Here is a 15,912-nt window from a genome sequence, read left to right on the forward strand (position 1 = left end):
AATTAAATCGCGACATGAAAACCAGAAACGCACTCTTAGGCCTCGGCCTGCTGCTTGCATTACCGCTGGCAGCCCAAGAAAAGAACTATGTTTCCGAGGTATGGGTAGCCGACCAAGGCAACGGCAAATACAAGAACCCCATACTCTACGCAGACTATTCCGACCCGGACGCCTGCCGTGTAGGAGACGATTTCTACATGACCTCCTCCAGCTTCAACTGCCTGCCGGGATTACAGATACTGCACTCCAAAGACCTCGTAAACTGGAGCATCATCGGCGCTGCCGTTCCCTACTCCCTCTCTCCCGTTGAAACGCCGGAACGCCCGGAGCACGGCAACCGCGTATGGGCGCCCGCTATCCGTCATCATAACGGCGAGTTCTACATCTTCTGGGGCGACCCCGACCAGGGAGCATTCATGGTAAAAGCCAAAGCCCCCAAAGGCCCGTGGACGGAGCCCGTACTCGTAAAGCCGGGCAAAGGCATCATAGACACCTGCCCCTTCTGGGATGAAGACGGCAAAGTCTATATGGTACACGCCTATGCAGGCAGCCGCGCCGGGCTGAAAAGCATCATATCTATCTGCGAGCTGAATGCAGATGCCACCAAAGCCATTACGCAATCGCGTGTTATCTTCGACGGCCACGAGGCGCACCAAACCTGCGAAGGACCCAAACTCTACAAAAGAGGAGAGTACTACTACATATTTCATCCGGCAGGTGGCGTGCCTACGGGGTGGCAGGTAGTGCTCCGTTCCAAGAACATATACGGTCCCTACGAATGGAAGAAAGTGCTGGCACAAGGCGACAGCCCGGTCAACGGCCCTCACCAGGGAGCATGGGTAGACACCCCTACCGGTGAAGACTGGTTCCTGCATTTCCAGGATGTCGGCGCTTACGGCCGCCTGGTACACCTACAACCCATGAAGTGGGTGAACGACTGGCCTGTTATCGGTATTGACAAAGACGGTGACGGTTGCGGCGACCCCGTACTGGTATACAAAAAGCCGGACGTGGGCAAGACATATCCTATCTGCACCCCGCAGGAAAGCGACGAGTTCGACGGCTACACCCTTTCCCCGCAATGGCAATGGCATGCCAACATCAACGAGAAATGGGCATACTACGCAGGAGACCAGAGCATAATACGGCTCTACTCCTACCCGGTCGTAAAAGAGTACAAAAACCTGTGGGACGTAGCCAACCTGCTGTTGCAGAAAACTCCCGCAGACAAATTCACCGCCACTATGAAGCTGACCTTCAAGCCGACCGAGAAATACAAAGGCGAACGTACCGGGCTGGTAGTCATGGGAACCAACTATGCCGGCCTGATTTTGGAGAATACGGATAAAGGCCTCGTATTGTCGCAGGTATCCTGCCTCCGGGCAGAGAAGGGCACGCCCGAAACGGTAAACGGCACAGTCGATTTAAAGGATAATACAATCTACCTGCGCGCCAAGTTCACCTCCGACGGCAAGAAGATTTCCAAGAGCGAAGGCGGACACGACCTGCTGGTACTGTGCAACTTCAGCTACAGCCTCGACGGAAAGAAATACCGCCCGCTGGGTAAGCCGTTCCAGGTAAAAGAAGGCAAATGGATTGGCGCCAAGGTAGGCATGTTCTGCACCCGCCCGTCCATTGTAACCAATGACGGTGGCTGGACGGACGTAGACTGGTTCAGAATTACGAAATAGGCTTCACCGAGGGAGAGAAGCTAACCGCAGATTACGCGGATTGGCACAGATTGAAATTCCGATTATCCACTATCCGGTCTTATCGGTTACTCATCCATAATAATCTGTGCCAATCCGTGTAATCTGTGGTGGCCCCCTCCCCTCTTGTCAAACAAAGAAACGAACAATGAAAAAACTTGTTATATTCGACTTAGACGGAACCCTGCTGAATACGATTGCCGACCTGGCACAGAGCACCAACCACGCCCTGAGCGCACTCGGCTATCCCACCCACGAGGAATCCGCCTACAACTTCATGGTGGGCAACGGCATCAACAAACTGTTCGAACGTGCTCTCCCCGAAGGAGAAAAGAGCGAGGAGAACGTACTCCGTGTCCGCCGGGAATTCATACCATACTACGACATGCACAATGCCGACAAGAGCCGACCCTACCCCGGCATCCCCGAGCTGCTGGAACAGTTGCAGTCCCGCGGCATACAACTGGCGGTTGCCTCCAACAAATACCAGGCGGCAACCCAGAAGCTGGTGGAGCACTACTTTCCCGGAATACATTTCGTTGCCGTACTCGGACAGCGGGAGGGGGTAAACGTAAAACCCGACCCCGCCATTGTGGAAGACATCCTGTCCGTTGCCCGGACAGACAAACGGGATGTACTCTATGTAGGCGATTCGGGAGTAGACATGCAGACAGCCCTCAATGCCGGAGTAACCTCCTGCGGAGTAACCTGGGGATTCCGCCCGCGCACGGAACTGGAAAGCTTTCATCCGGACTACATCGCAGACAAAGCAGAAGAAATCATACACTGGATAAACTGAAAAAACAATGACACGAAAATGGTTCATACTGCTCTTTGCCGTTTGCAGCATCAGCGGCAAAGTGGCGGCGCAAGACAATGCCGGCCTCAAACTCTGGTACGACCAACCCGCCCGGCAATGGGTGGAAGCGCTCCCCTTAGGCAACGGGCGCTTAGGCGCAATGGTTTTCGGCAATCCCGCACACGAGCAAATACAACTCAATGAAGAAACGGTATGGGGCGGCTCACCCCACAACAATACGAACCCCAAGGCAAAAGAAGCCCTACCGCACATACGCCGGCTGATATTCGAAGGCAGAAATAAGGAAGCGCAAGATTTGTGCGGCCCCGCTATCTGCTCGCAATCCGCCAATGGAATGCCCTACCAAACCGTAGGCACGCTGCACCTCGACTTCGAAGGAATCGACAAGTACGACAATTACTACCGGGAGCTGGACATCGAAAAGGCGATAGCCACCACCCGCTTCACTGCCAACGGCGTAACCTATACGCGGGAAACCTTTACTTCCTTCCCCGACCAGTTGCTGATAATCAGGCTAACCGCATCGCAAAAGAAAAGCATCTCCTTCACCGCGCGCTACGCCACCCCCTATACCGAAAACGTAGAACGCCTCATCTCCTCCCGCAATGAGCTGCAACTGAACGGCAAGGCCAACGACCATGAAGGCATCGAAGGCAAAGTGCGGTTCACGGCGCTCACCCGAATCGAGCACAACGGCGGCACGCTGAAAGCCGCTTCCGACAGCACCCTACAAGTACGGAATGCCAACAGCGTTACCCTGTACGTCTCTATCGGAACCAACTTCATAAACTACAAAGACGTGTCGGGAGATGCACTGAAAACCGCCCGGCAGTATATGAAGCAGGCGGGCAAGAAGTATGCCGGAAGAAAAGAAGCCCACATCGCCGCCTATCAAAAATACTTCGGCCGCGTTTCGCTCGACCTGGGCAGCAACGCACAAGCCCGGAAACCCACAGACCGGCGCGTAAAAGAGTTCGCCACCGTTACCGATCCGCAAATGGCCGCCCTGTACTTCCAGTTCGGGCGTTACCTGCTGATATGCAGCTCGCAACCCGGCGGACAAGCCGCCAACCTGCAAGGCATATGGAACTACCAGCTACGCGCCCCCTGGGACGGGAAATACACCACCGACATCAACGTAGAAATGAATTACTGGCCGGCAGAGACGACCTCCCTGCCCGAGATGCACGAACCCTTCCTGCAACTGGTAAAAGAAGTTGCCGTACAAGGCCGCGAGAGTGCCGCCATGTACGGATGCCGAGGCTGGACGCTGCACCACAATACCGACATATGGCGCAGCACCGGCGCCGTAGACGGCCCCAAATACGGTGTCTGGCCAACCTGCAATGCCTGGTTCTGCCAGCATCTATGGGACCGCTACCTCTTCTCCGGCGACAAGGCTTACTTGGCAGAAGTTTATCCTATCATGCGCGGCGCCTGCGAATTCTACCTGGACTTCCTGGTACGCGAGCCCAAGAACAACTGGCTGGTAGTAGCTCCCTCCTACTCGCCGGAAAACAGCCCCGTCGTAGACGGCAAGCGCAGTTTCGTAGTAACAGCCGGTACTACCATGGACAACCAAATGGTTTACGACCTTTTCTACAATACCATTCGGGCGGCCAGGCTAATGAATGAAAACGCTGCGTTTACAGACAGCCTGCAAAATGTAGCCAACCATTTGGCTCCCATGCAGGTAGGACGCTGGGGACAACTGCAAGAGTGGCTGGAAGACTGGGACAACCCCTCAGACCACCACCGCCATGTATCCCATTTGTGGGGGTTGTACCCCGGCCGGCAAATCAGTGCCTATCACTCGCCGGTACTTTTCGAAGCAGCTAAAAAATCCCTGATAGCCCGCGGCGACCATTCCACCGGCTGGTCTATGGGGTGGAAAGTATGCTTATGGGCGCGCCTGCTCGACGGTAACCATGCCTACAAGCTGATTACCGAGCAACTGCATCCCACCACCGATGAAAAAGGACAAAACGGAGGAACTTATCCTAACCTGTTCGACGCCCACCCGCCTTTCCAGATAGACGGCAACTTCGGCTGTACGGCCGGAATAGCCGAGATGCTTGTGCAAAGTCATGACGGCGCCGTCCACCTCCTGCCGGCATTGCCCGATGTATGGGAACACGGCACGCTAAAGGGCATCCGCTGCCGCGGCGGGTTTGTGCTCGAGGAGATGAAATGGGAAAAAGGACAGGTACAGACAGCTACCATACACTCCACTATCGGCGGCACATTGCGCCTGCGCACTTCCTCCCCCTTATACCTGGACGGGAAGAAGCTGACACCGGCAGCACAAGAGCCGTGCGCCAACCCGCTCCTGCAACCGCAGCCCATACGCAAGCCGCTGGTAGCCGCCGATGCTCCGCTATCGGTTCCCCAGGCCAAGAAAACGTTTATATACGATATAGAAACTATGGCGGGAGAAAAGTACACGTTCACCCGCTGACCTGCCGCTCTGCCGGTAGTCCGATACGTAACGGGGCTATACTTCACGCAAACTGCATTCCCAAAGTCCGATATCCGGCTTTTAGGTTGCAGCCCATTGAAGTATAGCCCCGTTGTTCTACTGCTGTACTATCCTCTCCCTGCTCACCCCGTAGTATCCCGCCACAGGCACATACACCGGCTGGGTAGGTATCCCGATATTCTGTATTTTCCCTTCCGCCCGCAATCTCCGGATATGTTCCATAGCTTTCGACTTCATAAATCCGCAAACCTGCTGAAAGTCCGCCCGCGTCATCAACTGGTGGTTTTCGAAATAGCTTTGTAACCGCATATCCACCTCCTCGTCCGACAGCTTGCGCGAATGCCCGTTATGGCTGATGTTTTTAAGCTTCACAGCCCCCACCTCATTCTTCAGCGTCTGGTCGGCACGGAACTTGATACCTTTCAAACGGACTTTCGCATTTTTCCGTTTCGTCTCCGCCGTCACCTCCCCTATGCACTTGAGCGTAGGATGAAAATAACCTATCCCGTCCAGGTGCACTTGGCGTCCGTCGCCCAGCTCCTCGCCCAGCACGTGCGACAGCGCATCGAGCACCGCCGTCACATCCGTTTCCGTCAGCGAACAACGCTCCTGGATTTTACGCCTCACGTAATCCGTTCCCACTTTTCCATTGTACGTAATGCGTGCATGGAGTTTTTTCTCATCCGGCCGGTTCGGCGGTATCGGATTCTCGTACCATTCAAAATGAATTGCCATAGTGCAGTGTTTATTTATACTGTGTAAAGTTAACGCTTTCCCACGGGATAATCTATTTTCTCCACGGAAATAAACGGTTACCGGCAACAGTCAACGGTTCTGCCGGCAGGTATCAACGGAACAGCCGACAGATATGAACAGTCCTGTCGATTACTGCCGGCACTCTATTCCGTTACGGGAAGAAACGGACTATCCCACGTTGAAAACGCAATGATACAAGGCTCCGGCAGCTCCGGTGCTACGAGTAAAATTGTATGGGAAAGGCTTGTAAAAGGTGGAGGTACGAAACAAGGGGCTTTGCCCGCAAACCCCGATGAATAGGGCGATGCAGAAGATGACGGGAATTATGAGGCAACTAAAATCGGTTGCGAAAACTAATTTTTCCACAAAGAATATCAAAAAGTACTACACAGTTTGCACCATACAACATAATTTTGTGTTCGATAACAGAAACAATGTAAAGTAATACCTTGCTACGGTTATCCACCTTATTATATTTAATAACTATAAAAAACAGACTTATGAATTTAAAAAGACTTGCCAAAAGGGCATTAGCTACTCTATCATTGAGTATGTTGTGTTTAGTCGCTTTTGCACAAGGTCACCAAATCTCAGGTACCGTTATCGACGGTACGGGTGAACCGATTATCGGTGCAAATATATTGGAAGTGGGCACTACCAACGGTGTGATTACCGACATCGACGGTAACTTTAAACTCAGCGTACAGCCCGGCGCCAAAATCCAGGTGTCATTTATTGGTTATATCACGCAAACCGTTACAGTGGGCAATCAGAACAACATCAAGGTAACACTGAAAGAAGATGCGCAGGCATTGGACGAAGTTGTGGTTGTGGGGTATGGCGTACAGAAAAAGTCGGACTTGACAGGTTCGGTAGGAAGCGTAGACAGCGAAAGGCTGGTAGCCAAAGGTACGAGTACCGTTATGGAGTCCTTGCAGGGACAGGTAGCCGGTGTGGATATTTCACAATCTTCCAGCCGTGTAGGTGAAAGCTTCAATATCTCTATCCGCGGTAAAAGTACATTGGGCGACAGCACAAGTCCGCTGTTCGTCGTAGACGGAGTTATCTGTGACGATATCAACTTCCTGAATCCGGCGGATATCGAGAAAATCGACATCCTAAAAGATGCTTCTTCCACGGCTATCTACGGTTCGCGTGCTACAAACGGTGTCGTTATCGTAACTACTAAACAAGCCAAAGCCGGCGAGGACATGAAGGTATCCGTTACTTACGACGGCTATGTGGGTTACAAGACTGTGGCACGTATGCCGGACTTTATGGACGACCGCGAATGGACTGCATACCGCTACATGAAATATGCCTCTCCCATAAAGAATGCAACAATTACCAACGGACGTATTCCGCTTGAAATGACAAGCGGTAACTTGGCCTCCGTATGGAACGACAAGGGTAACGACCTTTCTATCAAGATGCGCGAGCAGTTCCTGACAGGAGATTTTACCGACTGGAGAGACTTGATGCTGGAGAACGGAACACAGCAGAACCACTTCATACAGGTAGCAGGCGCAAGCAAGAAGGTTTCTTATCGTTTAGGTGCAGGTTATCAACAGGAAGACGGTGTTATGGGCGATGCCATGAAGCGCTACAATATAAAAATGTCTATCGACGGGGCTATCAACAAGCAGGTAACGGTAGGTGCCACTGCTAACTTAGTGGCTTACGACTACGATTACGGTTCAAAACGTGCTATTCAGGAGTCTTTCCGTGCAAACGGTTACTGGCTGCCTTACAACACTGAAACCGGTGAGGTAAACTACCAACCCGGAAAAGACCTGGCACCAGGGCAGTCTTCAAGCCTGACATTCCCTGCGGGTTTTTCTTCTTCCGTATCTCCGCTCATCGACCGGATGAACTCGGACGACAAGACAAAAGGTTACCGCGTGCTCGGTACGATGTACGCACAGTACAAACCTATCAACGACGTCATCATCAAAACTACTTTCTCGCCGACATTCTCTACAAAGCGCAGAGGTGAATATTACGGTGGTTTGTCCTCAGCACAATCGAGTACATACAACGCAACGACCAATCCTACCGGAACGGCACTGGCAAGTGTTACCCGCAACGAATCATTCTCATATACATGGGATACGCAGGTAAATTATGTAAAGACTTTCAATAACGACCACAACCTGAACGCCATGGCATTGGTAAGCGTGTATAGCACCGAAGCGGAGAAATATGCGCTGAGCGGAGAAGGGGTTACACCCGAAACCTTGTGGTACAACCTGGGGTCGGCCGCTTCTTACAGTGGTGTCGAAAGTTCGTACGGCAAAGCAACGATGCTTTCATATGCACTCCGCGTAAATTACAACTACAAAGGCAAATACCTGGCTACGGTATCGACCCGCTGGGACGGTTCTTCTAAATTCAGTAGCGGCCACAAATGGGGAGTGTTCCCGTCGGCAGCATTGGCATGGCGCATCAGCGAAGAAAACTTCATCCGTGAAAACACTCCGTGGATTAGCAACCTGAAACTGCGTGCCAGCTATGGTGTTACCGGTAATAATGCATCCGTAGGAAACTATGAGACAATCTTCCTTGCAAGCAGACTCTATTATTCCAGTTTCGGCAAAGGTTACGGCCCCGAAGTGGTAAACGAACTGCTGAGTTGGGAAAAGACGAACGAGGTTAACTTAGGACTGGATTTCGGCTTCCTGAATAACAGGATTTCGGGAAGTTTAGATTGGTACCGAAAAGACTCTAAAGACCTTCTAATGGACCAGAAGATGTTGCTCGAACAAGGTACTCCGGACGGAAATATGACTGCCAACGTGGGTAAAGTGCGCAATCAGGGTATCGAATTGATGTTGAAGGGTGTTCTGTTCCAAAACAAGGACTTTTACTGGGACATCACAGCCAGTTTCGCCAAAAACAAGAATGAGATTCTGGAACTGCAAGGCAAGAAGGAAGATATGCGCGCACAACGTTGGTTTATCGGACAACCGATTGATGTGGCTTATGACCTGAAACCGACCGGAATCTGCACGCAAGCTACCGCCAACGAGCAAGTAACCATTAACGGCGTAACAAAAACAAAAAGTGAATGGTACGGCTATTTCGAAGGTTGCATGACTTATGAGGACCTCAACAAAGACGGAAAAATCGATGATTCCGACCGTCAGATTATCGGCCAGGCAATGCCGAAATGGACGGGTAACCTGTCTACTTCGCTCTCTTACAAGAACTGGGATTTCTCAATGAGCGTCAACACCAAACAGGGACATACGCTGTACAGCTACTTCATGGAAGAATTTACCGATTATTCCGACCGCGGACGAACCAAACTCAGCATGGATTTCTACATTCCCGAAGGTGCACCTATATTTAACTATACCTGGGACGGAAAGAATTATTCGTCTTTGACCTCCGACCCTACCGTAGTGGCAAAAGAAACGACCGTGGGTTCTTATCCCTATCCGTTCAATGATGTTAACTACAATCATGGTGGCGGTACAGGCTGGCATACCGGCAAGAATACCGAATTCAAGTCCAAGAACTATGTAGACGCCTCTTACTGGAAAATCAAGAATATCACAGTAGGATATACCTTCGACAAGGCTTTGACAAGGAAAATCGGTATCGAACACCTCCGTATTTATGCTAATGTATTAAATCCGTTTACATTTACCGACTATAAAGGTTTCGACCCGGAATGGGCAGACGCCAAAATCAGCGACGGTACAGGCGGTCCGAGCTCTATCAGTTACCAAATCGGCCTTAACGTGAAGTTCTAATTTTAAACAGTAACCAATTATGAAAAAGATATATATACTTGCGGCAGCTTTCTCTCTCGCTGCATTGACCGGATGCTCCGGTTTTCTGGACCAAGATTTGAAATCCGATGTTCCGGGTCCCGATTATTATGCTACGGAAACGGGCTACGAAAGCCTTTCCAATGCCATGTACAGTTCATTAAGAACCATTTATGGCGGTGACCCCTGGTTGTTCGAAGGTGGTACGGACTTATTCGCCACCGGACGTGCGGCCGTCAATACCTGCAATTTATACAGCGCAGCCTTTACCAGCGCCAACGATGCGGTAGAGACATTCTATACAGACCATTACAAGGGAATCTCACTTACCAACGAAGCAATTTATTGGGGCGGCGATGATGCCTCAAGAGCTGCAAGAGTGGCAGAAGCCCGCGGTTTGCGTGCTCTCTACTACCTGAACCTCGTACAGCAATTCGGCGGCGTGCCTTTGGTTACCGAACGTGTTTCGGGTATAATGAGCAGTGCGGAACGTGCCTCTACCGTTGATACATATAACTTTATCATCGATGAACTAACAGAATTGAGTACCTCTCCGAACTTAGCGGCAAGCGCTACCGACGGACGCTTCAACCAAAAAGCAGCCTACCATTACTTGGCGAAAGCGTATCTTTCAAGGGGATATTTGACGAATTCCACCTCGGACTTCCAGGCAGCTATTACGGCAGCCCAAGCCGCCGGTGCAGGTCAGGCATTGACTACTCCTTTTTCTACATTGTTCAGTAATGCTGGCGAAGGTAATCCCGAAGTTTTGTTCTATGTAGGATACAGCGTAGAAACCGTGGATGATGTAAAAACAGACGGAAACAAACAACAAGCACATTTCTGCGATTACTTGGACGGCCAGGAAAAAGGCCACAAATACACCTCTTCCACATTGACACCGACCTTGTGGATGCACGAGGTATTCAATACCAATACCAGTAACCCGGCACAGGACGAACGTTACGAGGCAACTTTCATGACCGAGCTCCGCGCATCTTACTGGGATTATTACGATGCAAATAAAAATACGAGTAAAGTGACTTATTACTACTGTCCGTCTTGGGAAATAGCCAACATCGACGCCTGGCGTTCGGCATTGCCCAGCCGTGCCGATGCCCAAGTCGTGGAAATGTTACCCGAAGGAACGAATATCAACGGCGTAGAAACGACCTACGAAACCAAAATGAAAGAAGATGTATACGGAGTGGCTTCTTTCCGCAAATTCGATGATACCGAAAACGGCAGAACTTACTTTAGTGTCAATTCATCCATGCGGGATATTTACCTGGCACGTTTGGGCGAAACGAACCTGATTGCAGCAGAAGCCTGCATCAAGGCCAACGACCCCTCGGGGGCACTTACCTATGTAAATATCGTACGTAACCGTGCCAATGCCACTCCTGCAACGGAAACCGAAATGAGTATTGAATATATCCTAAATGAACGTGCACGCGAACTTGCCGGAGAATACCACCGTTGGGCAGACTTAGCACGTACCGGAAAACTGGCGGATTATGTGGAGGCTCATAATCCGGACATCAGTGCCGGCCAGATAACCAGCAAGTTCTACTTGCGGCCTATTCCACTGGCAGCTATCGAATTGAATCCGGCTTTAGCTGGACAACAAAACGAAGGTTGGTAAAAAACTTAAAGGGACGCTGTTTACAGCGTCCCTCTTTTTTCTTCAATGATTTACTCCTCCTGTTCCTCTCCCCACAGCTCCGTGTCCGAAGGGGCTTTCCAAAGGCTCCAGGCTATTGCCGAGCCTACAACAAGCAAGCTTATTAAATATATAATCATAGTTACGGTTGGTTTTCTAATTATTTAAGAAGAACATATTTAAAATGTTTATGTTCACTCCGGATGCAATTATTTCAATACTTTATCCCGATACTCTGTCGGTGTCATGCCCATTTTCTGCTTGAAACATTTACTGAAATAGCGCGGGTCGTTGATACCGACCATATAGGATATCTGCGTCATGGAGTACTCTCCGGTTTCTATCAGTTGGACTGCACGGTTGATGCGCATCTCCTTGATGAACTCGATAGGCGCCAAGCCTGTCAGGGTTTTCAGTTTCTTGAAGAAAACAGAACGACTGACAGCCAGCTCCTGTACAAAATCATCTACCACCAAGTCACCATTGTCCATATTCTTCTCCATTAGTTCGACGAGTTTATCCATAAACTTACGGTCGTTGGGAGACATCGCCGGGGAGGAATTATCCGTCTCAGGATTACCTGCAACGTTCCCAGTCGTTTCTTCCGCAGGAACAGGTTCGGTAGTGCCGGCAGGCATCAAATCCTGGCGGTACAGCGTTTGCAGCTTTTGCCGTTGGGTGAGGAGGTTCTTTACACGCGCTTTCAAATAGGTGGCACTGAAAGGTTTGGTTATGTAATCGTCGGCGCCGTATTCCAGCCCTTCTAATTTACTTTCAATGGAGGACTTCGCCGTAAGCAGCACAATGGGGATATGGCTGGTGGTCATATCGGCACGTAGTTCGCGGGTCATAGCGATACCGTCTTTCTCCGGCATCATCACATCGCTGATTATGATGTCCGGCAGGAACTTCAAGGCTTTGTCCATACCTTCCATGCCGTTGGCGGCTTCCACAATGCGGTATTCCGACGAGAATATGCTCCTCAGGAATATCCGCAGCTCGGAATTATCTTCCACCAGGAGCATCAGTCCTTTGGACGTTGCCGCATCTTCATCTTTCCGTACTCCTTCTTCATCCAGTCGGGAAGCGGTTGCCTTCTCCATGCCTACCGCTTGCCAGCACACCTCCATGCCGACCGTGATATCATCCTGCATAAATTCCACCGAATCGTCGTAATGTTCTTTGCCTTTCATGAAATCTATCCTGAAACAGCTTCCCTCGCCCAGCTTGCTATCTACCGAAATCAGTGCCTTATGCATTTCCACCAGCTCTTTCACCAGCGATAAACCGATGCCTGTGCTCGGATTGAACAGGTTACGGTCTACCAGATTCTCAAAACGGACGAAAATGGATTTCTTCTTGTTATCCGCAATGCCGATGCCCTGGTCTTGCACACCGACGGAAACGGTGTGCTCGTCTTCCTGGATGAATACTTTAATCATCTTGCCGTCGGGCGTGTACTTGAATGCATTGGACAGAAGATTGAATACTATCTTTTCATACTTATCCGCATCCACCCACAGGTAGAGTTCGGGCTTCTCCGTATCAAACAAGAAGTCGATATGATGTTCCTCGGCTATGGAGTCGAAGTTTTCCATAATCTTACGGGTAAATGCCACCACATCGATACGCTGTACCTGCATCTTCATTTTCTTGTTCTGAATCTTCCGGAAATCAAGTATCTGGTTGATAAGCCGTAACATACGACTGGTATTGCGCCCTACGACTTGCAACTGTTCACGGGCATCCGCCGGTAACTGCGTATTTTCAAGCACATACTCCAACGGACCGGAAATCAAGGTCAGAGGGGTACGCAACTCATGGGAAATGTCTGTAAAGAACCGCAGCTTCATGTTCGTCATTTGTTGTTCCACAAATACTTCATGTTTCAACCGGTAGATTGTAAACAGGATATAAACGGTGGTTACGATAATCAGCAAAACGAACAAAACGTACAGGAAATAGGCAAAAGGTGTTTCCCAGAAAGAGGGAAGCACTTCTATATCGAGCAAACGCGTATTCTCCGTCCACACACCGTCGGCATTGGTTGAACGTACTTTAAATACATAATGTCCTTTGGGCAAATTGGTGTAAGTAGCCATTCGCTGCTTACCGACGTAATTCCATGTCTTCTCGAACCCTTCCAGGATATAGGCGTATTGGATTTCGGCTGGTGCGGTATAGTCGAGTGCCGCAAACTGGATAGTGAAGATATTCTCTTTATGGGAAAGTGTCAGTTTGCGGGTATCGTCCAGGCTTTGCTGCAACACCGGGCTTTCACCCGGTATCACGTTTTCATTTGCTATCAGCAGTTTTGAAAATACCAGCGGTGGAACGTAAGTGCTTTTCCGGATAGAATCCGGGTTGAAAAGAAGGATGCCGTTGCTCGTTCCATACATAAGGTCGCCCCATGAGGTATAGACCGATGCCGCCTCACTGAAACGTACACGGAACGGGATGCGCTTATCGGCATAGTTTTCGAACCGTTCTTCTTCCGGAATGAACTTGCTGATACCGTTCTCCGTGCTCATCCAAAGATGTCCTTTATTATCTTCGCGGATAGAGAGCAGGATATCCGAGGGCAAACCGTCTTCTACACTATACGATTTGAACATTGCATTGCCGTCGGCATCTATGGATTGTAACTTATTCAATCCTCCGCCAAAAGTAGCCAGGTAGAGCTCTTTGTTCCTGGTAGGCAGAATCCAGTGCACATCGTTGTTGCTCAGGCTATGCATATTATCCTGCACACGCAGGTAATGGTGGAACAGGGCATTTTCGGGATTCTTAAAATCACCGTTTACCATGAGCGCACCGACCGTAGTGGCAAACCATATATTTCCACGATAATCACCGGTTATAAAACGTACTTTATGGCACTTATCGATAGGAAATCCTTTCAGGTTATTACGATGATTGATAAATATCTCCTTACCGTCCCGATTGCGGGTCAGGTAATTCACTCCTCCTCCAAAGGTGGCTACCCAGATACGCCCCTTACTGTCCTCGTACACACAATATACGTTGTTATCGCTCAAACTGTAAATATCGTCTTTCCGGTATCGGTAACGCGTCAGCTTGTAATGCGCCTTTCCCTGAGGTTCCGCCTTTACCAGTCCGTTCCCCTTGGTAGCAATCCACAGGTTATCCTTACTGTCTCGGAAAAGGAAATAGACGTTTCCCCGCAACGGTGTCCCCGTACGGGCTATGGTTCCGGCTTCCGTAAAGTATCCGAGTTCTGTACGGTTCTTGTCATAGACCCTGAGCTTGCCGTTTTTCAATCCCACCCAAAGGTTATGTTCCTTGTCCTCGCACAACGCACGTACCTCATTGCTCAAAGATTCGTACCGGTGGGGTTCCGGGGTTATCATACTGAACAGAGAGGTCTGGAAAGTAATCTTTTCCAGTCCTTTGGAATGGGTGCACATCCACAAATTACCCTGTTTGTCGGAAAAAGCCGAGTGAATTTTGTTGGAGAACCGCCAGCCCGCATCCGACAGTCCGTTGTAGAAAGCCTGCAAGCGGTTGTTTTCTCTGTCGAAACGTGAAAAACCGCCGCCATAGGGATGTACCCACACCGTACCGTAGATATCTTCGTGTACACGAAAAGCCGGACGCGAACGGTCGGTACTGGTCGGTTCCACTGGAATTACCTCTGTTTTCAGTACGTCCGTTTTCGGATTGAAGTGTGCGACAGTGCCAGGTACTTCCTGCTCGAACCATATCTCCGAATGTTTATCCACATAGATAGAACGCACCGGCGCCTCGGGTAAACGGGAAGCTGCATAATGCCGGGTGGTTCCGGATGCCGCATTGTAGATGAAGAAGCCATCGGTTTCCGTTGCTATTACAAGGTCTTGCCCACCTATTTTCCTTATCGCCACCACGCGTGAAGAACCGGGTAATTGCAACAGCAGGAATTGCCCGTCGTTTTTTTGATAACGCCATATGCACCCGTTGTCCGAGCCGAAAAATATTTCATTTCCATGTTCCTGGGCAGTATAAAAGACCTGTCCCGTCGTTTCTTCCTTACCGGTCGTTTCCACAAAATAAGAAACGGGCGTATGGCTTCCGCCGGGTAGCATTCCTAATCCGTTGTCGGTCAGCATCCATTCGTTTCCGTCTGTGTCTTCATAAACATCATACACGCATGTGGCCGGAAATACGCCGGATTGGACAGAATACCATTCCGAAGTGAGGCGGTAGGTAGCTAAATCGGTTTTCATGCGGACGGCTCCCTCATTCTCCGAAAGCAACCATACAGAGCCGCATGGCAGCATCTTAATCGAAGTGATGACTGCTCTGCCTCCTTTCTCCTCCGTAGCAGGGACGCGTTCAAAAACTTCGGAACGGGTATCGAAGCGGTAGACTTGGTTATCATAGGTCTGCAACCAGAGGAAACCGTACTTATCTTCATACATATAGTCTACACGGTTGTTCGTCAGGTTAATCCGGTTATCGAACTTCGCCTTATAGGTTCTGAAAACATATCCGTTGAACTTATTGATGCCGTCCCACGTAGAGAACCACATGTTTCCTTTTCTATCTTGCAAGATGCACATAACCGTATTTTGCGAAAGGCCTTCTTCGGAAGAATAATGGGTAAACAGGCAATCGGGCTGCTGCGACCGGACGGGCAGTGTATATATCAAACAAACAATCAGGTATAAGATTTTCCTCATAATATATTCATTCTGTGGCGTAAAGAT

General features: G+C 50.0%; 7 protein-coding genes. 5 read left to right on the plus strand and 2 right to left on the minus strand.

Translation table 11 applies throughout. The features are described from left to right. Positions 1 to 14 precede the first annotated feature (14 nt). The 3 genes from C233_RS0104645 (at position 15) to C233_RS0104655 (ending at position 4,987) form a co-directional block, all read left to right on the plus strand. Positions 15 to 1,691 (plus strand): glycoside hydrolase family 43 protein, encoded by a 1,677-nt coding sequence (locus C233_RS0104645; RefSeq protein WP_018666256.1) that lies wholly within the window; start codon positions 15 to 17, stop codon positions 1,689 to 1,691. Positions 1,692 to 1,857: 166 nt separating this feature from the next. After that, positions 1,858 to 2,508, plus strand: coding sequence for an HAD family hydrolase (locus C233_RS0104650; RefSeq protein ID WP_018666257.1), 651 nt, complete (start codon positions 1,858 to 1,860; stop codon positions 2,506 to 2,508). 7 nt (positions 2,509 to 2,515) lie between these two features. After that, positions 2,516 to 4,987 carry a glycoside hydrolase family 95 protein gene (locus C233_RS0104655; protein WP_018666258.1) on the plus strand — a complete coding sequence of 824 codons (2,472 nt, stop codon included), beginning with the start codon at positions 2,516 to 2,518 and terminating at the stop codon, positions 4,985 to 4,987. A 117-nt stretch (positions 4,988 to 5,104) separates the two neighbouring features. On the opposite strand, the gene C233_RS0104660 is transcribed toward C233_RS0104655, so the two are convergent. Continuing rightward, positions 5,105 to 5,743 (minus strand): HU family DNA-binding protein, encoded by a 639-nt coding sequence (locus C233_RS0104660; protein ID WP_018666259.1) that lies wholly within the window; start codon positions 5,741 to 5,743, stop codon positions 5,105 to 5,107. Positions 5,744 to 6,315: 572 nt separating this feature from the next. On the opposite strand from C233_RS0104660, the gene C233_RS0104675 reads away from it, so the two are divergent. Both C233_RS0104675 and C233_RS0104680 read left to right on the plus strand, forming a co-directional pair. Further along, positions 6,316 to 9,522, plus strand: coding sequence for a SusC/RagA family TonB-linked outer membrane protein (locus C233_RS0104675; protein ID WP_018666262.1), 3,207 nt, complete (start codon positions 6,316 to 6,318; stop codon positions 9,520 to 9,522). Between the two features lie 19 nt (positions 9,523 to 9,541). Then, positions 9,542 to 11,185, plus strand: a complete 1,644-nt coding sequence (locus C233_RS0104680) for a RagB/SusD family nutrient uptake outer membrane protein (protein ID WP_018666263.1) — start codon at positions 9,542 to 9,544, stop codon at positions 11,183 to 11,185. A gap of 227 nt (positions 11,186 to 11,412) precedes the next feature. Here the strand turns inward: C233_RS0104680 and C233_RS0104690 are convergent, their stop codons facing one another. After that, positions 11,413 to 15,885 carry a hybrid sensor histidine kinase/response regulator transcription factor gene (locus C233_RS0104690; protein ID WP_018666265.1) on the minus strand — a complete coding sequence of 1,491 codons (4,473 nt, stop codon included), beginning with the start codon at positions 15,883 to 15,885 and terminating at the stop codon, positions 11,413 to 11,415. Between the last annotated feature and the right edge of the window lie 27 nt (positions 15,886 to 15,912).

The sequence above is a fragment of the Bacteroides gallinarum DSM 18171 = JCM 13658 genome (genome assembly GCF_000374365.1).
In the GTDB taxonomy this organism is placed as follows: Bacteria; Bacteroidota; Bacteroidia; order Bacteroidales; family Bacteroidaceae; genus Bacteroides; species Bacteroides gallinarum.

What these genes read in the sequence shown, in the direction of transcription:
- C233_RS0104650 (WP_018666257.1), top strand. Translation starts at nt 1,858, where the DNA reads ATGAAAAAACTTGTTATATTCGACTTAGACGGAACCCTGCTGAATACG.
- C233_RS0104675 (WP_018666262.1), top strand. Translation starts at nt 6,316, where the DNA reads ATGTTGTGTTTAGTCGCTTTTGCACAAGGTCACCAAATCTCAGGTACC.
- C233_RS0104645 (WP_018666256.1), top strand. Translation starts at nt 15, where the DNA reads ATGAAAACCAGAAACGCACTCTTAGGCCTCGGCCTGCTGCTTGCATTA.
- C233_RS0104660 (WP_018666259.1), bottom strand. Translation starts at nt 5,743, where the DNA reads ATGGCAATTCATTTTGAATGGTACGAGAATCCGATACCGCCGAACCGG.
- C233_RS0104655 (WP_018666258.1), top strand. Translation starts at nt 2,516, where the DNA reads ATGACACGAAAATGGTTCATACTGCTCTTTGCCGTTTGCAGCATCAGC.
- C233_RS0104690 (WP_018666265.1), bottom strand. Translation starts at nt 15,885, where the DNA reads ATGAGGAAAATCTTATACCTGATTGTTTGTTTGATATATACACTGCCC.
- C233_RS0104680 (WP_018666263.1), top strand. Translation starts at nt 9,542, where the DNA reads ATGAAAAAGATATATATACTTGCGGCAGCTTTCTCTCTCGCTGCATTG.